This is a genomic window from Bacillus sp. RC240 (genome assembly GCF_044907945.1).
Classification (GTDB): Bacteria; Bacillota; Bacilli; order Bacillales; family Bacillaceae_G; genus Bacillus_A; species Bacillus_A mycoides.
Genome location: NZ_JBIYCT010000003.1, coordinates 260499 through 283893 on the forward strand (window position 1 = coordinate 260499; position 23395 = coordinate 283893).

21 protein-coding genes are annotated in these 23395 nt (G+C 35.9%); 6 read left to right on the forward strand and 15 right to left on the reverse strand.

Annotated features, from left to right (window positions below; translation table 11 throughout):
- Window positions 1–29: 29 nt before the first annotated feature.
- Genes ABH955_RS12985 through ABH955_RS12995 form a run of 3 tightly spaced genes read right to left on the reverse strand, consistent with a single transcriptional unit; the run spans window position 30 to window position 3073 of the window.
- Window positions 30–1430, reverse strand: a complete 1401-nt coding sequence (locus tag ABH955_RS12985) for a sensor histidine kinase (RefSeq protein ID WP_078421964.1) — start codon at window positions 1428–1430, stop codon at window positions 30–32.
- A 3-nt stretch (window positions 1431–1433) separates the two neighbouring features.
- Window positions 1434–2105 (reverse strand): response regulator transcription factor, encoded by a 672-nt coding sequence (locus tag ABH955_RS12990; RefSeq protein WP_002126137.1) that lies wholly within the window; start codon window positions 2103–2105, stop codon window positions 1434–1436.
- Entirely contained in the window at window positions 2102–3073 is a 972-nt protein-coding gene (locus ABH955_RS12995) for a YncE family protein (RefSeq protein ID WP_341307344.1), read from the reverse strand. Before ABH955_RS12995 ends, ABH955_RS12990 begins: the two co-directional genes overlap by 4 nt.
- Window positions 3074–3209: 136 nt before the next feature.
- Here ABH955_RS12995 and ABH955_RS13000 point away from each other — a divergent pair, with 136 nt between their 5' ends.
- The 4 genes from ABH955_RS13000 (at window position 3210) to ABH955_RS13015 (ending at window position 8440) form a co-directional block, all read left to right on the forward strand.
- Window positions 3210–4325: a CdaR family transcriptional regulator gene (locus ABH955_RS13000; RefSeq protein WP_404445715.1), complete on the forward strand. Its 1116-nt coding sequence runs from the start codon at window positions 3210–3212 to the stop codon at window positions 4323–4325.
- A gap of 117 nt (window positions 4326–4442) precedes the next feature.
- Complete coding sequence (gene glcD, locus ABH955_RS13005) at window positions 4443–5855, forward strand: glycolate oxidase subunit GlcD (RefSeq protein ID WP_404445718.1); 1413 nt, start codon at window positions 4443–4445, stop codon at window positions 5853–5855.
- Window positions 5852–7180, forward strand: coding sequence for a (Fe-S)-binding protein (locus ABH955_RS13010; RefSeq protein WP_404491158.1), 1329 nt, complete (start codon window positions 5852–5854; stop codon window positions 7178–7180). The genes glcD and ABH955_RS13010 overlap by 4 nt, the downstream gene beginning before the upstream one ends.
- A 465-nt stretch (window positions 7181–7645) precedes the next feature.
- Window positions 7646–8440 carry a CAP domain-containing protein gene (locus ABH955_RS13015; RefSeq protein ID WP_404491159.1) on the forward strand — a complete coding sequence of 265 codons (795 nt, stop codon included), beginning with the start codon at window positions 7646–7648 and terminating at the stop codon, window positions 8438–8440.
- A 36-nt stretch (window positions 8441–8476) separates the two neighbouring features.
- On the opposite strand, the gene ABH955_RS13020 is transcribed toward ABH955_RS13015, so the two are convergent.
- The 11 genes from ABH955_RS13020 to inhA1 all read right to left on the reverse strand — a co-directional run bounded on the left by ABH955_RS13020 (window position 8477) and on the right by inhA1 (window position 21610).
- Window positions 8477–9082 (reverse strand): DUF1648 domain-containing protein, encoded by a 606-nt coding sequence (locus ABH955_RS13020; RefSeq protein WP_002126129.1) that lies wholly within the window; start codon window positions 9080–9082, stop codon window positions 8477–8479.
- A gap of 91 nt (window positions 9083–9173) precedes the next feature.
- Window positions 9174–10097, reverse strand: a complete 924-nt coding sequence (locus ABH955_RS13025) for an RluA family pseudouridine synthase (RefSeq protein ID WP_201038524.1) — start codon at window positions 10095–10097, stop codon at window positions 9174–9176.
- A gap of 100 nt (window positions 10098–10197) precedes the next feature.
- On the reverse strand, window positions 10198–10614 hold the full coding sequence (locus tag ABH955_RS13030) for a hypothetical protein (RefSeq protein ID WP_002011605.1): 417 nt from the start codon (window positions 10612–10614) through the stop codon (window positions 10198–10200).
- A gap of 99 nt (window positions 10615–10713) precedes the next feature.
- Window positions 10714–12906, reverse strand: a complete 2193-nt coding sequence (locus ABH955_RS13035; RefSeq protein WP_404491160.1) for an MMPL family transporter — start codon at window positions 12904–12906, stop codon at window positions 10714–10716.
- 110 nt (window positions 12907–13016) lie between these two features.
- Window positions 13017–13664 (reverse strand): phosphatase PAP2 family protein, encoded by a 648-nt coding sequence (locus ABH955_RS13040; protein WP_404457265.1) that lies wholly within the window; start codon window positions 13662–13664, stop codon window positions 13017–13019.
- A 60-nt stretch (window positions 13665–13724) separates the two neighbouring features.
- On the reverse strand, window positions 13725–14774 hold the full coding sequence (potD, locus tag ABH955_RS13045; RefSeq protein WP_016093032.1) for a spermidine/putrescine ABC transporter substrate-binding protein PotD: 1050 nt from the start codon (window positions 14772–14774) through the stop codon (window positions 13725–13727).
- 38 nt (window positions 14775–14812) lie between these two features.
- Complete coding sequence (gene potC, locus ABH955_RS13050; RefSeq protein ID WP_002135065.1) at window positions 14813–15613, reverse strand: spermidine/putrescine ABC transporter permease PotC; 801 nt, start codon at window positions 15611–15613, stop codon at window positions 14813–14815.
- Between the two features lie 6 nt (window positions 15614–15619).
- Window positions 15620–16468: a spermidine/putrescine ABC transporter permease PotB gene (potB, locus tag ABH955_RS13055; protein ID WP_002126118.1), complete on the reverse strand. Its 849-nt coding sequence runs from the start codon at window positions 16466–16468 to the stop codon at window positions 15620–15622.
- Complete coding sequence (gene potA, locus ABH955_RS13060; RefSeq protein ID WP_113937745.1) at window positions 16465–17448, reverse strand: spermidine/putrescine ABC transporter ATP-binding protein PotA; 984 nt, start codon at window positions 17446–17448, stop codon at window positions 16465–16467. Before potA ends, potB begins: the two co-directional genes overlap by 4 nt.
- Window positions 17449–17684: 236 nt before the next feature.
- On the reverse strand, window positions 17685–19052 hold the full coding sequence (locus tag ABH955_RS13065) for an aldehyde dehydrogenase (RefSeq protein ID WP_088038168.1): 1368 nt from the start codon (window positions 19050–19052) through the stop codon (window positions 17685–17687).
- 170 nt (window positions 19053–19222) lie between these two features.
- A complete protein-coding gene (gene inhA1 / locus ABH955_RS13070; RefSeq protein ID WP_113937744.1) occupies window positions 19223–21610 on the reverse strand; it encodes a M6 family metalloprotease immune inhibitor InhA1 in 2388 nt (795 codons plus the stop codon).
- 342 nt (window positions 21611–21952) lie between these two features.
- Between inhA1 and ABH955_RS13075 the strand changes: the two genes are divergently transcribed.
- Both ABH955_RS13075 and ABH955_RS13080 read left to right on the forward strand, forming a co-directional pair.
- Window positions 21953–22087, forward strand: coding sequence for an anti-repressor SinI family protein (locus ABH955_RS13075; RefSeq protein WP_002011474.1), 135 nt, complete (start codon window positions 21953–21955; stop codon window positions 22085–22087).
- A 79-nt stretch (window positions 22088–22166) separates the two neighbouring features.
- Entirely contained in the window at window positions 22167–22490 is a 324-nt protein-coding gene (locus ABH955_RS13080) for a helix-turn-helix domain-containing protein (RefSeq protein ID WP_002011473.1), read from the forward strand.
- Window positions 22491–22572: 82 nt separating this feature from the next.
- Here ABH955_RS13080 and calY read toward each other — a convergent pair whose 3' ends face one another.
- Entirely contained in the window at window positions 22573–23166 is a 594-nt protein-coding gene (gene calY, locus ABH955_RS13085) for a biofilm matrix protein CalY (RefSeq protein WP_002135058.1), read from the reverse strand.
- Between the last annotated feature and the right edge of the window lie 229 nt (window positions 23167–23395).

Genomic DNA, 23395 nt, shown 5'->3' on the forward strand with positions numbered 1-23395 from the left:
CCTTCAATATGAAGAGCATATTCCAAAAGTTAGAATATGCTCTCCTCATCTTGTGCTTTTAATTTAATACTAACTGTCGTGCCCTTACCTTTTTCACTTTCTATTCTCCACTCACCGTCATGTATATGAACAATTTGCCTTACAATTGCAAGACCTAAACCTGTTCCACCGTGTTGACGACTTCTCGCTTTATCTACTCGGTAAAAGCGTTCCCCCAGATTTTCTAAATGCTCTCTATCAATACCTATTCCTGTATCTTTTATGTGCAATTCACAATAATCATCGATTTGCTTTAATGTTATTATGATATCCCCGTTTTGATTTGTATAACGTATCGCATTATCTAACACATTATGAAGTACTTGTTGCATACGATCCTCATCAATCATTACGATAATTTCAGGATTTAAATTCGTTGAAATACGAAGGGTTTTTTCTACAAACTGTAACTCGTACGTATTTAGTACATCTTCAATAAGCTGTGAAAAAACGATAGGTTGTTTCTTTAGGGGAAAGTGTTCACCTTCTAGCTGCGCTAGATCTAATAAATCATGAACGAGGCGCTGCATGCGACCTGCTTCTTTATGAATAAGTTGCGTTACTTTTTCCTGCTGCGGCCCCTTCGCTACACCGTCTAAAATAGCTTCACTATATCCTTTAATATAACTAAGCGGTGTTCTAAGTTCATGCGAAACATTAGCTAAAAATTCCTTACGCTTTACATCTTCTGTTTCTAAGGAATTTGCCATTTTATTAAAGGCTTTTCCCAATCGTCCAATTTCATCTTCTGAAGAAATTGTAATCCGCTCTGAGAAATCTCCAGTAGCCAAATGATTTGCAACTCGTTCCATTTGCGAAAGCGGTCTCGTAATGGCGATAATAATTTTTCTACCAATCCATATTGTAATTAAAATCATTGCAAGTGCTAACGGCGCTAAAATAAGACCCATATCAAATATTAAGTCTTTTATACTTTTTAAAGGAATATAAGAGTATACAATACCAACTAATTTTTTATTATCTAAAACAGGGATGACAACACCCATAATATTACGATCAAAATGTTCTTCATACCCTATCTTTGTCACAGTTTTCCCATCTAATAGTGCCTGTCTATCCCCTTCACTTATAAGAGAATGATGGTGAACATCAAAAGGCAAACATGCGCTTAAATCACGCGGATTGTATACGAAAAGGACATCTGAACTAGATATTTGATCATATGCCCTTACTTTCTCTTCAAAAGTGGATACTCCTTCACGTTTATCATATTGCGTGGCAAGACGTTTCCCTTCCATTACTAATGAATCTTTTAAATTATCAACGTATAACTTTTCATATGAGTATAAAGATACAAAATAAAGAAAGGAAACTGTTACACATACTGCACATACTACTGTAAGCCAAAGCTTTTGTACCATCGTAAACATACGTTACACCTCAAATTTATAACCTACACCCCAAACGGTTTGAATGTAGTTTCCACTTTCTCCTAGCTTTAGACGCATCGTTTTCACATGCGTATCTACCGTTCTTGTACTTCCTGCATAATCATATCCCCACACCTTTTCAAGCAATTGTTCCCGGCTAAATACTTGTCCATTATGTTGGCAAAGAAAATATAGTAAATCGAACTCTTTTACCGTAAGAGGAATCGTCTCACCATTCGTCTCGACCCTCCTACTTTTTTCATTAATAAGAATCGGTCCAAATTGAATCTCTTCTTGCTGTTCTTGCTTTGTATATCGTCTTAAAACAGCTTCCATACGAGCAATTAGTTCCCCGGGACTAAATGGCTTTACAATATAATCATCTGCTCCCATACGTAAGCCGTTCACCCTATTCCACTCTTCACCTTTTGCTGTTAAAAATATAATAGGTACATCCGACGTTTTTCGAATCTCTTTACAAACTGAAAGCCCATCCATCTCAGGCATCATAATATCTAGTACAACGAAATCGTAATGATCCGTCTCTAATTTTCGAAGTGCCTCTTTTCCATTTTCAGCTTCTCCCCACTCGTATCCGAAGTTATCTAAGTACATTCCGACAAGTTGCCTCATATCACTTTCATCATCTACGACTAGCACGTTATATTTACTCATTGTCCTTCCCCTTCTCTCTCTATGAGTTGAAACGGTCCTTTTCCGACTTTAATTGTTTGTTTTATTTTCATATTCTTCATATCCATTACGCATACTTCATCGCTATCATAACTAGCTACATATCCTTCTGCCCCGCTTTTCAAAAATGCAAATGGATTAGATCCTACTTCTGCAAACCCTACCTCTTGATACGTACTTGCATCAAACTTTCTAAGCGTATTTGAACCGTGACTTAGCGCATATACATACTTATCATCCTTTGTTATATTCACAGGCATAAACGGAGCATGTAAAGAACGCATCATCTCTCCGCTTTGTAAAGAATACACTAATACTTTCTCATTCACTTGACTTCCATCACCATGTCCACCAATCCATATTTCTTTCCCATCAGCGCTAACCGTTGCTCCTGTTGATGCTGGTGGAATCATAAAGGACTGTATCACTTCTTTTTTCTTTGTATCAATGGTCGTTAGTTTCGTATCATAAAAGTTGAGTACTGATAACTGGTTATGATGCTCTACCATCGTTATCGGCCCTTTTCCTGTTGAAACACTCCCTGTCTCTTTTCCTTTTATCGTAAAGAACCTTACCTTTTGTTCATTTTGATCGGCAGCAAATAATTGTTTTCCATCATCTGATGCGATAACATTAGCAATTCCTTTTCCAGTCTTATATTTGTCCACTTGTCTTCCTTCTGCTAGTGAATATACATACATATATTCTAATTGCTTACCATAAACAAGTATTTCTTCGCCATTTGGAAGTAGCGTAACCCCCGCAATCGGCTCATTTAATTCCCATGTTGTTAATAGCTTCTTTGTTTTTTTATCAATAAAACTAATACTACCTTCCTTTATATTCGTTGTTATAATAACACTTTTATCTTTAGCAATCGGTGTATACGAACTTCCTTGACACCCTACTAATAGAAATAAAAAACAGAGAAGAAAAACATACTTTCTCAAAAGATTCCCTCCATCTTCAGATGATTTCGTTATAATTGTAAAATAACAAATAAATGTGTGGAAAATGTGAAATCTTCCTTTATTAATAAACTTACATATATAATGTACAACAAATAGAATTTGAGGTGTGTAAATTATGCTTTTTCCTGATTTAGCGAATAAAATTGTACGTGAAGTACGCAGATTAATTACTGAAAACATTATTATTATTAATATACAAGGCATTATTATCGCAAGTACAGATGCGGAAAGAATCGGTCAATTTCATGAAGGTGCACTCCGCTGTGCGAAACAAAAGAAAACTGTCATTATTACAAAAGATGATGAACGACGACTGCAAGGTGTAAAAGCTGGTATGAATCTTCCTTTACTATTCCATGACGAAGTAATCGGCGTGATTGGAATTACAGGAGAACCTGAAAATATTTCACAATACGGAGAAATATTACGTAAGATGACCGAATTATTAATTCATGAAAACTACTTTTTAGAACAACTAGAACTTGAGCACCGTTCTTATGAAGCATTTGTCTTTGATTGGCTTCAAAATACAGACTGGTCTCCAAGTTTTCTCGATCGTGCAAAAACGCTTGGCATTGATTTATATAAGAAGAAACAACTTATTTTATTATCAATCGCCCAAGATAATACGATGCTCCAGCGTAAAATTTGGCAACATATGCGCAACATTTTAGCAAAAGAAAATTTATTTGTTCGCTGGGGAAATGATCGGTTTATTTTGTTTACAACAATCCAATCCAAAGAGCAAACCTTTCAATTTTTAAAACGGTTAAAGCAAGACTGTGAAACTTTATTTTCTATTACTTTATATATCGGGATTGGACAAACAGTTACGCCAAGCAATATGAACTTATCGTACGAACAAGCATTACGCGCCCTTTCAGTATCACTTGAAACGAAAAAAATTGTATTTAATGAAGATTTACGTTTAGAAATGTGCTTACAAGATATTTCTACTGAAACTCGAGAACAGTTTCTAGAGCGTACCATTGAAAACTTAGTATCATCTCCTGAGCTTATGCACACTTTACGTTTATTTATCGATTATAACCAATCTTATAAGCAGACAGCTGAGCAATTACATATACACATTAACACATTGCATTACAGGCTAAAAAAGATTGAAGAGCATACAGGACTTGACCCGAAACAATTCAAAGATTTAAATGTTTTATACTTCGCACTCCTCTTATTAGATAATCATACAAAAAATAATGATAAAATAGATTAATCTTTAGATGATTGTACATAGAAAGAATCCCCCAACTTTTTTATCATTATAACGAAAGCACTGTTACAACGTTTTTTATTATGACGAAATACGTTAACAGTTTGAGGGGGATTTCCAATGTTAGAAAAGCAAATTATTGATTCATTCGTATCTATTGTTGGCGAAGATAATGTAGATACATCCAATATGGGGCGTTTAACTTATAGTTATGATGCCACTCCAAACTTCCAAGCGATGCCTGATGCAGTCATTGCTCCTCGTAATACAAATGAAGTAGCTGAAGTGTTAAAAGTATGTAACGCTCACAAAATCCCTGTGTATGTTCGTGGTTCTGGAACAAACCTTTGTGCAGGAACTTGTCCACTAGAAGGCGGTATCGTCCTTATTTTCCGCCATATGAACAATATTTTAGAAATTGATGAAGAGAATTTAACAATTACCGTACAAGCTGGTGTCATTACACTTGATATTATTAAAGCAGTAGAAGAAAAAGGTTTATTTTATCCACCAGATCCAAGCTCTATGAAAATTTCTACAATCGGCGGTAACATTAATGAAAACTCCGGCGGATTACGTGGTTTAAAATATGGCGTAACACGTGATTATGTAATGGGGCTTAAAATTGTTTTACCGAACGGCGATATCATTCGCACTGGCGGTAAATTAGCAAAAGATGTAGCTGGTTATGATTTAACTCGTTTATTTATTGGTTCTGAAGGAACACTTGGTGTTGTTACAGAAGCTATATTAAAACTTGTCCCTATGCCTGAAACGAAGAAAACGATGCTTGCGCTATATGAAGATATTAACGAAGCTGCTCGAGCTGTTTCTGCTATTATTGCAAATAAAATCATTCCTGCGACACTTGAGTTTTTAGATCAACCGACAATTGAAGTTGTAGAAGAGTTTGCACAAATCGGTTTACCAACTGATGTCAAAGCAATTTTATTAATTGAACAAGATGGCCCGCCCGAGGTTGTCAATCGAGATATTGAAAAAATGGCTAACGTTTGCCGTGCTATGAATGCGGTCGATGTTCGCATTGCAAAAGATGAAGCCGAAGCAGATGCGCTTCGTACAGCACGCCGTAGTGCACTATCAGCACTTGCAAGACTAAAACCGACAACAATATTAGAAGATGCAACTGTACCACGTTCACAAATCGCTCCAATGGTTGAAGCAATTAATGCAATTGCAAAGAAATATAATATTCCTATTTGTACTTTTGGTCATGCTGGTGATGGCAATTTGCATCCAACTTGTATGACAGATGCCCGTAATGAAGAAGAAATGCATCGTGCCGAACAAGCTTTTGCTGAAATATTTGCGAAAGCGATTGAGCTTGGTGGTACGATTACTGGTGAACATGGTGTTGGCGCAATGAAAGCTCCGTATTTAGAAATGAAATTAGGTAAAGAAGGTATTGCTGCTATGCAAGGGATTAAACAAGCCTTCGACCCAAACAACATTATGAATCCTGGAAAGATGTTCGCGAAAGACTCTCGTAAAAGAGTGGTGGTTGAGCGATGACCACATTAAATAAAGAAAACATTCAAAAGGAATTTAAAGAACGATTAAGTGAAGATGAACTACTAAACTGTATGCGATGCGGCTTTTGTTTACCAACTTGCCCTACTTACATTCAATCTGGGTATAAAGAATCACATTCCCCACGCGGACGTATCGCCTTAATGAAAGCCGTCGCTGATGGTTTAATTGAGCCGGATGAAGATGTTGAAGATACATTAAATGTTTGCCTTGGCTGCCGCGCTTGTGAACCTGTTTGTCCATCTGGTGTGAATTATGGACATTTATTAGAAGAAGCTCGTGATATTATTAATCAAAATAAAAAGTTCTCCATGCCCGTGAGAGCTGTTCGTAAAGTTGTTTTTGAAGGACTATTCCCGCATCAAAACCGAATGCGAACATTAACAGGACTAATCGGATTTTACCAGCGTTCTGGTTTACAAACGCTAACACATAAAACAGGTATTATGAAGTTATTCCCTGAAACACTTGCAACGATGGACCTCGTTTTGCCAAAAGTCCCTAAAATGAAAGCAATGAAAGATCGTCCTGAATTTTTACCTGCTGAGGTGGCAAAGAAGAAACAAGTTGCATTCTTCACAGGCTGTTTAATGGATACGATGTTTTTAGAAACAAATAACGCAACGATGAAACTTCTTCAGTTAGCTGGTTGTGATATCGTTATTCCGAAAACACAAAGTTGCTGCGGGGCATTACACGGACATGCTGGTGAAAAAAGTGGAGCAAAAGAATTAGCGAAGCGAAATATAGAAGCATTCGAAGATTTAAACATCGACTATATTATTACGAATGCAGGTGGTTGCGGAGCTTACCTCGTAGATTATGATTATTTACTAAAGGATGATCCAGAGTGGGCAGAACGCGCAAAGCAGTTTGTTTCTAAAATTAAAGATATTACTGCTATATTAGTAGAACTAGATTTCCATAAACGTAATGACTTACGACTCACGCCGCAAATCATTACGTATCAAGACTCTTGTCATTTACGCAATGTTATGCGAACATCTTCTGAACCTCGTATGTTACTAGAGGCCATCAAAGGTGCAATCTATCGTGAAATGAAAGATGCAGACCGCTGCTGTGGTTCTGCTGGTATTTATAATATTGTTCATTCAGAGTTATCAATGGAGTTTCTAGATTACAAAATGGACCGTGTGCATGAAACAGATGCAGCGACAATTGTTACTGCAAATCCTGGATGTCTATTACAAATGAAACTAGGTATTGAACGAGAAGATCTTTCTCATAAAATGAGAGGAATTCACATTGTAGATCTATTATTAGAAGCAATTGAAACCAACTCGTAATAACTCGTAACATACGTAATAATAGGAAAACGGCTATCTCCTTCGTCTATGTAAAGAGATAGCCGCTTTTTTGTCTGCTACAACATTAAAAATATGTTACTTTATTATAAAAAAGAACAACAGAAACATTACAGTTTTGTAAAAATACATCCAGTATATTCCTCGAAAAAATGCTCAAATCATTGATACAATAGGATTCTTTATTTTTAATATAGGTACATTTATCCAAAAATCCCCTCTTAAAACCAAGTATAAAAATGCTAAAAATTCCTTTTATACTCTATGTTTCTCTTATTTCATCCCTTTCCTCCTCTTAGGATAAATTAGGAAAATTTAAAGTCTATGAATTTTTTTCCATCTTTTTTCTCGCAAATTGTATGCTACGATGAATTGGTCAGTCAGACAGGCTGTCAAAAACAAATCGTGTGAAAACAAATTAAAACTTTATATAGGGGGACACACATCATGAAAAAGCGTGTTTTATTATCTGTAGCTGCTGCAACAGCTCTTACTTTAGGAGTATCTTCTTTAGATGCACAAGCTGCAACAGTACAACCATCTAACATAAAGGTTCAAAATATTCAGCATTCAAAAATGATGATGAAGCAAATGAGCCAACAAGAATTACAAGCATTCTTACAATCTATGGGAGTTGAATCATTAGCACAATGGAATCAAGGTCAATTCCAACAAGATTGCTTCATTCCTGGTCAACAGCCTACTGAAAATGTTGTTACTGAACAACCAACAGCTAAGCCAGAAGCTCAAAAGCCTGCTGAAGAAGTTCAAAAACCAGAAGCTCAAAAACCTGCTGAAAATAACAATACTCAAACTGAAACACAAAAACCTGCTGAGCAAAAGCCTGCTGAAGAAGCAAAATCTTTAAGCGAATTCGAACAACGTGTTGTTGAATTAACAAACGCAGAGCGTACAAAACAAGGCTTATCAGCATTACAAATCGATACTGAATTAAGCAAAGTAGCACGCATTAAGTCTGAAGATATGCAAAAAAACAACTACTTTGATCATAACAGCCCTACATACGGGTCTCCGTTTGACATGATGAAGAAATTTGGTATTTCTTATAAATCTGCAGGTGAAAACATCGCCCAAGGTCAACGTACACCAGAAGAAGTTGTACAAGCTTGGATGAACAGTGCTGGACACCGTGCAAACATCTTAAATAGTGGCTTCACTCATATCGGTGTTGGCTATGTAGAAAGCGGAAACTACTGGACACAACAATTTATTACGAAGTAAATAGAAAAAAGAGTCTTCTCCTAGAAGACTCTTTTTTTATGTTTCATAGCTTTCTAATATGTATGCGTATAAAATGTAGAACATAAACAAAATAGACCCGCAGCTTATTACACTAATTAACAAGTAAAATCCCCACTTCAGGCTCAAAAGCAACGAAAATAATATGCTGCATGCCATCACTTGAAAGATTCGCCTACTAACTAAACGGATTTTTTGTAATTTGATCGGTTCTTTCTCTCTATCCTTCACCTTTTTAAACACTTTACTAAACATAAAAAGAAACATACTAATTCCAATCGTTAGTCCTGTCTGAAAGGATATAATACTTCCCAAATTAATAAAGAGAATTAGTATATGGACAAACATCATAAATAAAGTAATACTCTTTATAAATCCATTTATAATGAAGTACTCCCCTTCATTAAACTTATATATATTATGTAAAATAACATATACTAATCCATGTAAAATAATAATAAGGACAGGGATAAATAATACGACAACTTGTTTACTCATAAACTCGTTCGCTCCACCATTCTCGTTCCAATGCACTGCCATACGAGTTGGTAAATATGGATAAATACATAGAGTAAGTAAAAGACAAGCGAAAAATATCCCTAGCATATATTTATATTTGATCAAGTAATTCTCACCTCTCTTTTCTCTTAACGGCTTCGCCTCTTTTAGAGAAATCCCTGCAAAAATCTACCTTTTTCAACTTTAAATTTACACTTTACCCATTTTCTCTTTCAAATTTTTTCATTGTATCGTTTAAATTTGTAGGGAAAGGTACGTCAACAACGATCTCTTCTTTCGTAATCGGATGCAAAAAATTAATCTTCATCGCATGTAACGCTTGCCCGGACATATATGTTGTTTGCCCACCATATAATACATCCCCAACTAATGGATTTCCATTATAGCTCATATGAACGCGAATTTGATGCGTTCTACCGGTTTCTAACTGTAACGTTACGAGCGTCGCATTTTGTTTTTTAAAATATTTCTCTACTTTATAATACGTTATAGCTTGGTCTCCCTTTGGAGAAACACGACGCCTTGTAGCATGATGTCGATCTCTTCCGATAGCTGCATCAATTGTCCCCTGCTTCTTTTTTACTTTTCCTTCAACAAGTGCCATATACGTTCTTTTGATTTTCCGTTCCATTAATAAACGATCCATAATTGCACCCGCAATTCTATGTTTTGCGAATACAACACCACCTGTCGTATCTTTATCTAATCTATGGATATGCCGAACCTTCGTCTCTAAACCTTGCATTTGAAAATGAAAAGCAACAAGATTGGCAAGTGTTCCCGTCCCATTTTTTTCAGAAGGATGTGTATCCATTTGCCCCTGCTTATTTACAATGAGTACGTGATCGTCTTCAAACACTACATTTAATTCACCATATTCCGGCTCTACGCCGTACTCCTCCTCCATAAACATATGAACTTGTAACTTATCTCCTTCTTTTAAAAGTTCATTCCATCTCCTTTGTTCTCCGTTAACCGTAACACCTTTTTCCATACGAAGTTGATGTAATAACTTTTTTGGTACTTCCCATTCCATTTTTAACAACGACTCAATACTTATACCATTCCACGTCGCTGGAACCGTAATTTCGCACCATTCGCCCTTTTTCTTTGTTTCCATACTATAATCACCTTATTTCTATTGATTCTCTCATTGTAACGGAAAACATACTTTGATGCACCGTCAAAAATAGAGGACAGTCTTATAATCGACTGTCCCCTCACGCTCTAAGCCTTTTCATCTCCTGCAACACTTCTTCAGCTTTTTGTTCATACAACAAATCTTTAAAGAAATCCGCCAATCGTTTATAGTCGTTGTACGTATCTAATAAGTCGTCTATTTTCTCTCCTTTCATAACTTGCTGCTTTTGCTTCATTTTTACTGGATAACGATACCCCGATACTTCTTGTATTTTATAATACTCATCCTCTACTTGAATAACTTTTACAATTTCCTCTTCTTCCGCATCCATCGTATACCCGTCAAATTCTCTAAGTAGTTCATAAATAATATGAGTCCATTCATCTTTTGGGTAAAACCCTTTTTCTAACCGATAACCGACAATGCGATACATATGCCCATCGTTTTCAGCAAACTGTACTGTATCATTTAGCTTAAACTTAAAATAACGAAACATTGCCTTCACCTACTTGTATGTAATCTTCTTATCACATACTATGCGCAAAATATAGGCCCTGCTATTCATAAAAAAAACTCATCTTATAGATGAGTTTTTTTATGATGATTTTTCTCTTTTCTTTCGAAATGGTAGCCACCAGTTCCAATCCCCAAACAATTTCATTAAACTTGGTACGAGCATAAGACGGATAATTGTTGCATCAAGAAATATTGCTAATGCAACCCCAAGCCCCATCTGCTTTACTGGTAAAATATCAGTAAAGGCGAACGCACCGGTAACAACAATCATAATTAAAGCAGCTGACGTAATGATTCTACTTGTCGATACAAGTCCTTCTAACGTTGCTTGATCGTTATCTCCTGTTTCTTCATAGAGCTCATGAATACGTGAAATAAGAAATACTTCATAATCCATGCTAAGCCCAAATACGAGGCCGAAAATAAAGATTGGTAATACAAATAAAACTGAACTCTCTTCTAATCCGAAATGGCCACCTTCAAATAACCAAATAACAATTCCAATTGTTGCACTTAAACTAAGTACGTTCATAATAATAGCTTTAATTGGAATGAGTATAGAGCGGAATGCCAATAATAAAATGACAAAGGTTGATCCAAATATAACAGACATACCAATTGCAACTTTATCTTTAATTTCATCTTCTAACTCTTGCTGGAACGTTGTCATACCGCCCAAATAATAAGTAACATCATTTTCTTTATAATTCTTTTTGAAATCACGAACCCATTGTTTTGCAGTTTCTGTACTTGGCTTCGTATCCAAAAAGACTTCCATTGTTGTTTTATTTCCTTTCGTATACGCTTCAAATACAGGAGCTATTTTCGCAGCTTCTGGCGACTGCAATATTCCAGCAACTTGATCTGCCTTCATTCCATTTAGCCCGTCATATACACTTTTCACCTTATATACTTGCTTATCATCTTTTAACTTTTGAACAACAGCTTCTATCTTTTGTAAACTTTCTTTTTCTGTTATGTTTTTCTTCGTCTCTACTACTAATGTAACATCAGCGTGTGTTTGGACAGTTTTATTAAAGGCTTCTTCATACTTCTCAAATGCAACTCTCGTATCACTCTTTTCAGGTAACGCTTCAACACCAGGAAACTGCAAGTTAGCTGTACGTAGCGGTAATAAACAAATAACAATAAATGTTGTAACAACAATAATCATGACGATTGGATGTTTCATTACAAACTGTGCAAATTTACGCCATACATTTGATGGGGTAGGCGCCGCCTGATTCTTTTTTAATATCCTTTTACCAATTAAAGATAATAACGCTGGAAGAAGTGTGAGCGAAAACAAAATGCTCATAATAACGACAATCATCCCGCTAATAGCAACAGACTGAATATAATCTATCTTAAAGAAAAATAAGCCTGATAAACCGACGAATACACATAACCCTGAAAATACGATAGCACGCCCTGCCGTTTGATACGTAATCGCTATCGCTTCTTTCACTGTTCTCCTCGCAACTTCCTCTCGAAAACGATTTACAAATAACAGTGCAAAATCAATTGATAATGCGAGCCCAATCATCGGCGCAACATTTAACACGAAAATAGATAGCTCTTTATCACTACCTATAAAATATAAAATCCCCATCGTACTAATTACACTAAGCGCACCATTTACAATCGGTAAAATAGAAGCAATCAGACTACCAAATGAGAATAATAGTACGAGAAAAGCAATAGGTAATCCAATCATCTCTGCTACTTTTAAATCATTTTGCGTTCTTTCATTAATCTCTTGATTAATTTTCGGATATCCTGTCGGTGTTACTTTTAATACGCTATTACTTTCCTTCTCGATTTTTCCGGCAAATTGTAATGTCTTTTCCATTCGTTCTTTATTTGTTTTCCCGGAAAATAAAATCGTCGCATAACCGATATCATCTTGTAGCATCACTTTATTTTCTATCGGATGATGGAAAGACTCATACGTTTCTTTCTCTTGAATATGTTTTATAATTCCCTCTATACCTTTTTGAAACTCCTCATGTGAAGCATTCTTGTTCTTCTCAAAAATGAGTAAAAGTGTATCCTGAGACTGCTTAAAATCTTTATCTAAAATTTCCTTCGTCTTTTGATAATCCCCTTCTGTTTGGAAACCATCACCGCCCAATACTCCTGGAAGTTTTGGAGCAAAAATACCGAGCACTATCGCAAGTAGTAGTAATGCTACAATTACTGTATAACGAAATTGATACAAAAAAGTTCCTAACTTCCCCCACTTATCAATTTTATGTACATTTGTCTTCACACATTTTCACCTACTTTATATAATTCACTTGTCATTTATACTGTATCACATCTCCCCGTAAACAAAAAACGTCTAGAAAAACTATAATACTAGTTTTTCTAGACGTTTTTCTATCTCTCGTTATTAAGTCCCAATCTCTCGGTAAGTAAACGATGACAATAAATTGCTATAATTAACAAAATACCACTTGCGCAGTAACCTGCTAAAATATCGGTTGGATAATGAACATTTAAAATGACTCTACTTAATCCAATCAATATAATTAATATGCCCATTGAAATCGTAATACCACATTTTCCAGCTACACTCTTCAAATTCGCAGCAATGATATAGGCAAGAAAACCAAATGTCATAATAGATAGCATTGCATGTCCACTCGGGAAGCTATATCCAAGTGCATCAAGTGCCTCGTTTAATGATGGACGGTCTCTTTTTACAATTTCTTTTATCCCTTTATTAACAAGATGTGTCGTTAATATAGCCATTGGATACACGATCATAGCAGCATAATAACGTTTTTTCCAAAAAACGAGCAAACTTATAATTAGTGTCGTTATAACTCCAATTGCAGATCCTAACTTTGTAAAATATGTGAAGAATGTAATTGAGCTTTCTGTTTGTAATCCTTTTACCATCTCTCGGGCATATGTATCCACTGCTGTAACTCCGCTTGCTTGTACTCTCCAAGCGATAATGCCGAATAAAGCAAGTAATAAAATCATACACATGAACTCATATCGATGTAACTTTTTCTTCAAACGATTTCCTCCTACTTATGAAAAAATGCGATTTCTACTTTAGAAACCGCATTTTCTTACTTATTTACCTTTTGTTTTCAGCTCTGTCCAGTAACGATCGTAATCTTTTAACTTATCGTCTACATCAACAAGCCATTCTGTACGATCTAATTCTTCTTTCGTTAAGAAAATCATGTGGTTTTCACGATATTCTTTACTATGAAGAGGACGAGCTTTTTCATTTGGATTACTGTAACCAATTGACTCATAGTTTTTCACACTTACTTTTTCATCTAATAAGTAATTCATAAACTTCTCTGCAAGTTCTTTATGTTTCGCACCTTTTGGAATCGCTAACGTGTCAGCCCAAATTGTGCCGCCTTCTTTTGGTACAACGTATCCTACATCTTTGTTATCTTTCGCGATAAATGCTGCGTCTCCAGACCATACAGTCCCGATCCACGCATCTTCTGTAATGAATTTTTGTTTAATATTATCTGTATCAAATGCTAATAAGTTTGGAAGTAGCTTCTGTAAATCATTAGACGCTGTCTTTAACTGTGCATCCTCTTTTGTACTATTAGAGAAACCATTTTTCTTAAGTCCCATTCCTAATACTTCACGAGAATCATTTAATAAAGTAACATGTCCTTTATATTTATCGTTCCATAAATCATTCCAGCTTGTAGGTGCTTCTTTCACATACTTTTTATTGTATGCAATGCCTGTTACACCCCAAGTATATACTAGAGAATACTTATTCTCTGGATCAAACGCAGGTGTTTTAAAGTTAGAAACAAGGTTCTCGATATTCGGGATGTTCTTCTTATCTAAAGGCGCTAATAAGTCCATCTTCGCCATCGTTTTCACCATGTAATCAGATGGCTGAATTAAATCATATGTCGCGCCACCAGCTTGTAATTTCGCAAGCATTTCTTCATTACTTGCATATTTATCATAGTTAATTTTCACGTTATATTTCTTTTCAAAATCTTTTAAAACTTGCTCATCAAAATTGTCAGCCCAGCTATAAATGTTTAATTCTTCTTTTTTCTCACCACAACCAGCAAGTACACCTGCAGCAAGACTGAAGCTAATTGCTATACCAGCTAATCTCTTCACTAATTTCATCGGTTTATTACCTCCTCGTTCTTTCTATATCATTCGTATTATAAAGGAAGGTGTCCTCCAGAGTTTTCTTCACCGTCTGCACCTTTATTACGGAAGATTTCCGATAGCACCATTAATCCTACAATTACAACAATTAATATTGTAGAAAGAGCATTAATTTCAGGTGATACTCCGCGCTTAACCATACTATAAATGTATAATGGCAATGTTGTTGATCCTGGTCCTGATACGAAGAAACTAATTACAAAATCATCAATCGATAATGTGAATGTTAATAATGCGGCTGAAATAACTCCTGGTGCAATTGCTGGAAACGTTACATAACGAAACGTTTGCCACGGCGTTGCTCCTAAATCGTTTGCAGCCTCTTCTAAATCACGTCCCATACCAGAAAGACGTGCCGCTAAAATAACAACAACAAATGAAATACTGAATGTAATGTGTGCAATAATAATTGTTGTTTTTCCAAGTTCTATACCTAATTGACTAAATAGGATAAGTAAAGATAATCCCATTAAAATATCAGGAATTAAAATTGGTAAATATACAAGACCGTTAATGGCCCCTTCAAAACGATATTTGTAACGGTGTATTGCAATAGCAAAAATCACACCAAGAACTGTCGTCACAATTGTCGTTATAAGAGCAATCGTAATACTATTTACAAACGCATCAATAACATCTTGTTTTTGAAATAAATCTGTATACCAATGGAGTGTAAAGCCCTCCCATTCCGCATTAATGCGAGAATCATTGAAGGAATATACCATTAAAACCATCATTGGAAAATACAAAAACAATAAGATTAACCAAGAATAAGAAACTAAAAACTTCTTCATTTTTGCCTATTCCCCTCCGTTTCCATCATATTTATATACTTTCGTTGCACGATAATATAAGTAAATTAACAGAACAGAGAATAGAACAACAATCATAGATAACGCGGAACCAAACGGCCAGTCACGTGAACCTAAGAATTGGTTTTGAATTACGTTTCCGATTAATGCTACTTTCGATCCACCCATAACGTCTGATACAACAAACATTCCGATAGACGAAACGAATACTAAAATAGAACCCGTAGTAATCCCTGACATCGTCATCGGTACTGTTACATTCCAAAATGCCTTTACTGGTGTTGCTCCTAAATCATAAGCTGCCTCTAGCTTACGCTTATCAAGCTGCTCAATTGCTGCATACACTGGTAAAATCATAAATGGTAATAAAGAATATACCATTCCGAGTATTACAGAAGGTGTATTGTATAACAGATTTAAAGGTTCACTAATAATACCTAGTTTCAATAGCAATGTGTTTACAAGTCCTTGTGAACGTAAAATAACAATCCATGCGTATGAACGAACAAGAAAGTTAATCCAGAACGGAATCGTTGCCAATAATAGAAGGATAGAACGATATTTACGATCAACAATTGTAATTGTATAGGCGAATGGATAACCGATTAATAAACATAGTACTGTCGTAATAACAGCTATCTTCACTGTTTCCCATAATGTCCCCATATATAATGGATCAAACACACGTGCTATGTTATCTAATGTAAATTTCATTTCCACTGTCCCGTATGCTCCGCGCTGCATGAAGGCAAATGCTAATACGAACAGAAGTGGAATTAGGAAGAAGAGTAACAGCCATACGACTGTAGGTAATGCGAGTAATTTCCCTTTCTTCAATTTAAGGTCACCTCGTCCTCTTGCTCCCAGCCTACATATACATTATCTCCAATGCTCCACTGCGTTGCTTCTTCAGCAGTTTGGTATGCCATTAGTAATTCCGCTGTTTTCTCCTCACGTACATATAGCTTTTCCATATTTCCAACAAATTCAATATCTTCAATATGTCCAAGATGGTATTCTTTTAAAATTGGCTCTTCAACCGAGCGAACTTTTACATGTTCAGGGCGAACTGCTACGTAGTTTTCCCCATTTTTCACGATATTATTTTCACCGATGAACGTCGCAACAAACAATGTTTTCGGCTTATTGTAAATTTCTTTAGGCGTGCCGACTTGTTCGATATGCCCTTTATTCATAACGACAATACGATCACTCATACTCATCGCTTCTTCTTGATCGTGCGTTACATATATGAATGTAATTCCTAAATTACGTTGTAAGTTTTTCAATTCACGTTGCAAATCTTTTCTTAACTTAAAGTCAAGCGCTCCAAGTGGCTCATCTAATAGTAATACACGTGGGTTGTTTACAATTGCTCTTGCAATTGCTACACGCTGCTGCTGTCCACCAGAAAGCTTCGAAGGTTTACGATTACGGAACTCAAGTAACTGCGTTAAACGCATTGCCTCTTCCGCACGTTCTTTCTGTTCTGCTGCTGATACTTTTTGCATTTTCATACCGAAACAAATATTTTTTTCAACATTCATATGTGGGAATAGTGCGTAATGTTGGAACACTAAATTCATATGACGCTTGTATGGCGGCAAATCGTTAATCTTTTCATCATCTAATAAAAGATTCCCTTTAGTTGGGGTTTCAAATCCTGCGATCATACGAAGTAAAGTCGTTTTCCCGCAACCACTCGGTCCTAAAATTGTTAAAAATTCTCCTTCTTTAATATCTAAAGAAAGAGGGGGGATAATCACTTGATTTCCAAAATGTTTTTCTACTGCTTCAACTTTAATAATCTTTTTCATTTTCCCGTCCTATCTACCTTAAATTTTAATTTTTATATTCATGAATAAATATTTATGTTCTATAGACTATTTTTTGTTTCGATCCAAACAAAAATGGTTGTTTAGCAGCGTTCTCTTCTATTCTTTATGTAGTATGTTTGATTCATTTTCGCATGATACATATGTCGAACAGAAAAACCCCTTCAGTTGCGAAGGGGTTTTTATCATACGGCTACGCCTACTGATAAACACCATCATCATTTTAACAACTTTCGTATGAATTTTAAAGCACTTTTTGTAGAAGAGTAACGAATTTTCATGTCGAATGCTGTAGATTGGGACAAAATGCTTTTATAATGGGAAAAAGTCCGAAAACTTTGTTCACCATGATAGCTGCCTAATCCACTACTTCCAACGCCCCCAAAAGGTAAATATGGCGTTGCAAGATGATATACGACATCATTTATACATCCTCCGCCATATGAAATATTACTCGTCACTTTCTCTTGCACTTTTCTATCTTCAGAAAATACATATAGTGCTAACGGCTTTGGATGGTGCTGAATCGTTTCAATTACCTCTTCTATTTTGTCATATTCTATAATTGGTAAAATCGGCCCAAAAATTTCATCTTCCATAACAGCACTTTGCCATGTAACATTCGTTAACACTGTCGGCTCGATGTGTAATGTTTCTTTCGTATAATTCCCGCCAATCACAGGTTTACCATCTTGCAAAAATGTACATAAGCGTTCAAAATGACGCTCACTCACAATTCGTACATAATTGTCATTTTGCAAAGCATCTTTTCCATATTGCTCTGCGATTTCATGTCTTAATGCCTCGATTAACTGCTCTTTCACTGAAGAATGAACGTACATATAATCAGGCGCTACACACGTCTGCCCAGCATTCAAAAACTTCCCCCAAACGATACGTCTTGCGGTTACATCTAGCTTTGCATCTTTATGTACAATACATGGGCTTTTCCCGCCAAGCTCTAACGTAAGAGGCGTTAATTTTTTCGCCGCTGCTTCCATCACAACTTTTCCAACACCAACACTACCTGTAAAGAAAATATAGTCAAACGGTTCCTTTAAAAGTGCAGTGCTTTCCTGAGCACCGCCTTCTACTACCGATACAAGCTCTTCTGGGAATAATTCACCTAACATTCTCGTAAGCACTTTTGAAACGTTTGGCGTTAACTCTGACGGCTTTAAAACGACTGTATTGCCAGCTGCCAATGCTCCTACGAGTGGTGCAATTGCTAATTGAAACGGATAGTTCCACGGTGCGATAATAAGCGTCACACCATACGGTTCTGGCACCACTTTCCCCTTCGATCCAAAATGAGTAAGAGCTGTGCGAACACGCTTTGATTTACTCCAAGATGAAATATGCTTCATTTGAAAAGAAATCTCTTTTAGTACATATCCAATTTCTGTTGTAAATGATTCGTGAACTGATTTATTCAAATCTAATTTCAACGCTTGAAAAATCTCACCTTCAAAACGCTGAATTCCTTCATACAGCTTCTGCAAATTATTCTTTCTTGTCTCTACACTTCTCGTATGCCCTTTATAAAAATATTCCTTTTGTTTATTTACAATAGAGGAAATACTCATTCACTCACCTTCTCCCACTATTTTTATCCAATTCTTTCATTATTTATATAGACTTCATATGTAACAAATTTCTATTCTTAAAGTTACATTATATATAACTTTTCCCTTTATATAAAATTCATTGCTCACAAAAAACTACCGAAAGAAAATCTCCCGGTAGTTTTACTGTATTAACGGTATAAACGAACAGCACCTGCAGAATTATCATCAGCTTGTCCTACTACTTCAAACTTCAGACCAAGCTTCGGTAAAATACGTCCTGCATCTGGAATCTGCTCATTAATATACTTTTTAGAGTCATCGAACTTCGGTACCCCTGGTAATCCATCGTATACGAATGTTCCACGCGTTGGAGATACAACTTTCCAAGCTGGCGTTTTGTCGAATGAGAACGCCGCATCAGCAATTTGGAATCGCGTACTGCTTGTAAATGTTGGTTTGCCATTTAAAGTTCCTGCAATTGCTTCTGGATGAGAGTCAACTACACCAAGGAAACCATGTCCTGGATGTATGCCAACCCAGTTATCTGTGTAAGCTGAATCCGCATACCATACAACCATACCAGTGTTATATACTGGACCGCGAGCAAATTTCAATGCGTTATCTGAACCCGCATAGTTTCTCCACTCTACATAGTAGTTATGCTTTTTCTTATCCATTCCGTTAGATGCAACGAAACCGTCCAATTTGAATTGTGGTGTACCTTCTGCATCATCAGAGAATGCAACTTTACCATCTACTGTTAATGACGCATTATCAAGAGCAAATCCGTTTAACGCTAAACCACCATCCGTAATGTACTCAAATGTTAATTTCACTTTCTTACCTTTGAACTGACTTAAATCATATGATTTATCAACCCATTTTCCATTTGTCGTAGCTGCATTTCCACTATTTGCTTTCTCACCAATTCTTTCAATCAACGTTTTTTGTCCATCTTCTGTTACAGCGTGTACTTCAAGGAAATCGTACTCTGCTTCGATTTCATACAATGACTTATAATCGAATTTTGCAGTCGTTGCTTTCGTTAAATCGAATAGTGGCGTTTCCATCGTTGTATGAAGGTCATCACCTTTTGTGCTGTAGTAATACTGTTTACCAAATGCAGGCTGAATTCCTTTTACATCTTTATCTGGTAAGTTAACACGAATCAGACCTGGACGATCTGACTTCGTAACACTTTGGTCTAAGTATGTTGCAAGACCGATACCTTTATTTAATTTCTCGTAATCTACTTCTACGATATTCGCCCAGTTACCACCGATTGTTTTTTGGAAAAACTCTTTATTTTGTGGTGATAAACTCGTTGGCGTTGTTCCTGCGATTTTACCAGCCCAGCTTCCGCCACTCATAATAGACCAAGCTTCAACCGGTTCACCATCACCGCTATACTGTGTATCATACTCATCTGGAAGACCTAAATCATGGCCATATTCATGTGCGAATACACCAACTGCACCATCTTCTGGTTCAATTGTGTAATCATACGCAGCCATCTTTCCTTCCCAATACGGAACTTTCGACTTTGTTCCTTCAATCGGGAATGGCTTTGATCCAACTGTCCAACGATGTGACCAAATCGCATCATCACCTAATTTACCACCGCCTGCTTCTTGTCCAACGCCCGCATGAATAATCATTAAATGATCGATTAAACCATCAGGTTGATTTTTATTTCCATCTTCATTTACATCATATTGGTCAAATTGATCAAACTCTGATAAATCAAGTCCGCTATCTACAGCCGCTTTTAATGCATCTTTTACTAGATCACGTGGTCCTTTTGGTCCTTTATTATCATGACCTGTACCAGCATCTGCACCGTAATCAGCAGCTTTACCTGGAACTGTTAACCATTTTGTGACTGTTCCGTCCACTGTGTAACTACCACCTGATTGCTCTTCGTAATATTGTTTAAACGTTTCGATTTTGCTTCCATCCTCTAACGCGAATGGCTCATTACCGAATAACATTTTTTCATAATGTTCTTTGTTAAAATCGTTAGAATACATGTAGCCAGGCTCTTTATCAATATTGTTATGCTTGAAATCAGCGTACTCTACAAGTAAAACAAGTACTTTATCTTTACGAACTTCACCGTTATACTCTTTTTGCTTAGCAGGTGAAGTTGGTACTTTCCCATTTAAGCCTCCTCTAACTGGACCTGTTCCTGCTGTAGTCCCGTTTGCTGGCTGCTCTGATTTTTCTTTCGTATCTGCCTTTGCATCTTTCACTTTCTTTAAAAAGTCAGATGCATCTTTCGTAAGTTGGTCCCCACTTGCCGCTTCTTTCCCAGGATTTTCACCCTTCTTTTTCTCTACATACTTTTCGACAGCTTTCTTTGTTTCTGTCCCTGAAGCAGATGAATCAATTACCCCACGTTTTTTTAGCGCATTTGCTAATCTCTCTTCTGGGATTAAGTGATCATCAACTGGGCTTGTAGCTGTCTTGTTCTCCGGCGTTTCAGCATATACAGACTGGCTTCCAGCACCAAACGACAAGCCTAGAACAGCTGTCAAAGCAATTGATGATAACACTTTAAATGGTTTCTTTTTCATCCCTTATTGCCTCCCCTAATATAAAATATGTATTACATACTCTATATTATTAAAAATTCAATATATTTTCAATATTTAGTTATATTATGTAATTTTTTTAATATATTTGTAAAAATTTCATAGTTAGTATACGAATATATCACAATTCAACAATGTTTTCAGAAAATATTGAAAATATTTGTCAGAAACTTTATAATCGCCATAGAGGGAATTTAATGGGGATTTTATCTTTGTTTCATCTACAAAATATTTGATAATTCACTATATAAAATACAAAATCCGATTGCATTATCATATATTCTGTAGCAGCAATTATGACCACTAATTAGGGAGGAATTACATTTGTACAAAGATAAGGCTGACTCACTAGATCAAGAATGGATTGATTTAATACTTGAAGCTCTAGATGCTGGCATTGCCCTGCAAGATATTGAACACTTTTTTCAACGTATGAAGCATACGAGCCAGGCTCAATAGCCTCGTTCTTTTTAACGAAGTTTATGTTATAATAATCACATCATAAGACGACTACATATTGATAGAAAGGTGCGCAAATATGATAGGAGAACGTATAAAACGCCTTCGTTTACAAAAAGGCATTTCATTAACAGAACTCGCCGAAAAAGCTGGTGTCGCTAAATCTTACATTAGTTCTATAGAACGGAATTTACAAAAAAACCCTTCTATTCAGTTTCTTGAAAAAATTGCAGCTGTTCTACAAATTCCAGTTGATACTTTACTTCACGATGAAACAACAACGGAAAGTCATCTAGACTCCGAATGGACACAGCTCGTTAAAGATGCGATGAGCTCTGGTGTCTCAAAAGAACAGTTTCGTGAATTTCTCGAATTTACACAATGGAAGAAAAATCAACAATAATACATATGAAAGAGTGCTTAAAACGGGCACTTCTTTTTTTCTTTATAAAAAAAAGCGGGGAATCCCCCGCTTTTTTTATTTATTATTTTTCTTCGCCATCTGTTTGGTTAGCATTGAATGTCCATTCTAAGTTCAATGAATCGCCTTGGAATTTGTTTTGATCTTTACCATCATCTTCGAATACAAATTGTACCCATAGATAGTCTTCTGAATTTGGTGCTAGACCACCATTCTCTGCCCACTCTGGAGCAAAGATGTCTTTAGCTAAAACATCTGGATCCACATTTTGTAAATCTGCTAAAGTTGTTTCATATACAGGCTCACTTTGTTTATCCCAGTTCCAAAGGAATTTCACTTTAATGTGCTTACCAAAATCTTCACCAGCATTATCACCTTTTGCATCTTTAATAGTATACTTTGTCGCTAATTTAACGTCTTTAATCGCTAACGTACCGTCGTTCTTTAATAAGAACTCTTTCTTAACAGAATCCCCTGGTTTTAAATCTTTAATATCTACAAGCGTTTTAGGGTTTAATGTAAGATCTAACGTCCCAGCTGCAAATGTATTGTTCGATACTTCTTTATCGCTAAAGTAAGCGAATGTTCCTCCACCAATTAAAGATAACCCCAATGCTGCTGATGCAACTCCCATACCTAATTTCTTTTTCAGACTCACAATCAATTCCCCCTAGCTGTTTTTTGTATTTTTATCTCTTATTTCAAAATAAGAGGTGTAACTAAAACTATATTAGCTTAGCTAATATTTGTTCTTTTTTAAAAACCTTAAGTTCATTATAACGAACAAATCTATATAAGTACAATATATTTTTGATTATTTTTATTTCTCAATATTATTTTGACTTTTCAGAAATCAAAAAAGAGATACTTTAATAATTTAACAATTA

Coding starts and splice junctions, on each gene's coding strand:
- ABH955_RS12985 (WP_078421964.1), bottom strand. CDS start 1,430: ATGTTTACGATGGTACAAAAGCTTTGGCTTACAGTAGTATGTGCAGTA.
- ABH955_RS12990 (WP_002126137.1), bottom strand. CDS start 2,105: ATGAGTAAATATAACGTGCTAGTCGTAGATGATGAAAGTGATATGAGG.
- ABH955_RS13000 (WP_404445715.1), top strand. CDS start 3,210: ATGCTTTTTCCTGATTTAGCGAATAAAATTGTACGTGAAGTACGCAGA.
- glcD (WP_404445718.1), top strand. CDS start 4,443: ATGTTAGAAAAGCAAATTATTGATTCATTCGTATCTATTGTTGGCGAA.
- ABH955_RS13010 (WP_404491158.1), top strand. CDS start 5,852: ATGACCACATTAAATAAAGAAAACATTCAAAAGGAATTTAAAGAACGA.
- ABH955_RS13015 (WP_404491159.1), top strand. CDS start 7,646: ATGAAAAAGCGTGTTTTATTATCTGTAGCTGCTGCAACAGCTCTTACT.
- ABH955_RS13025 (WP_201038524.1), bottom strand. CDS start 10,097: ATGGAAACAAAGAAAAAGGGCGAATGGTGCGAAATTACGGTTCCAGCG.
- ABH955_RS13030 (WP_002011605.1), bottom strand. CDS start 10,614: ATGTTTCGTTATTTTAAGTTTAAGCTAAATGATACAGTACAGTTTGCT.
- potD (WP_016093032.1), bottom strand. CDS start 14,774: ATGAAATTAGTGAAGAGATTAGCTGGTATAGCAATTAGCTTCAGTCTT.
- potC (WP_002135065.1), bottom strand. CDS start 15,613: ATGAAGAAGTTTTTAGTTTCTTATTCTTGGTTAATCTTATTGTTTTTG.
- potA (WP_113937745.1), bottom strand. CDS start 17,448: ATGAAAAAGATTATTAAAGTTGAAGCAGTAGAAAAACATTTTGGAAAT.
- ABH955_RS13065 (WP_088038168.1), bottom strand. CDS start 19,052: ATGAGTATTTCCTCTATTGTAAATAAACAAAAGGAATATTTTTATAAA.
- inhA1 (WP_113937744.1), bottom strand. CDS start 21,610: ATGAAAAAGAAACCATTTAAAGTGTTATCATCAATTGCTTTGACAGCT.
- ABH955_RS13080 (WP_002011473.1), top strand. CDS start 22,167: ATGATAGGAGAACGTATAAAACGCCTTCGTTTACAAAAAGGCATTTCA.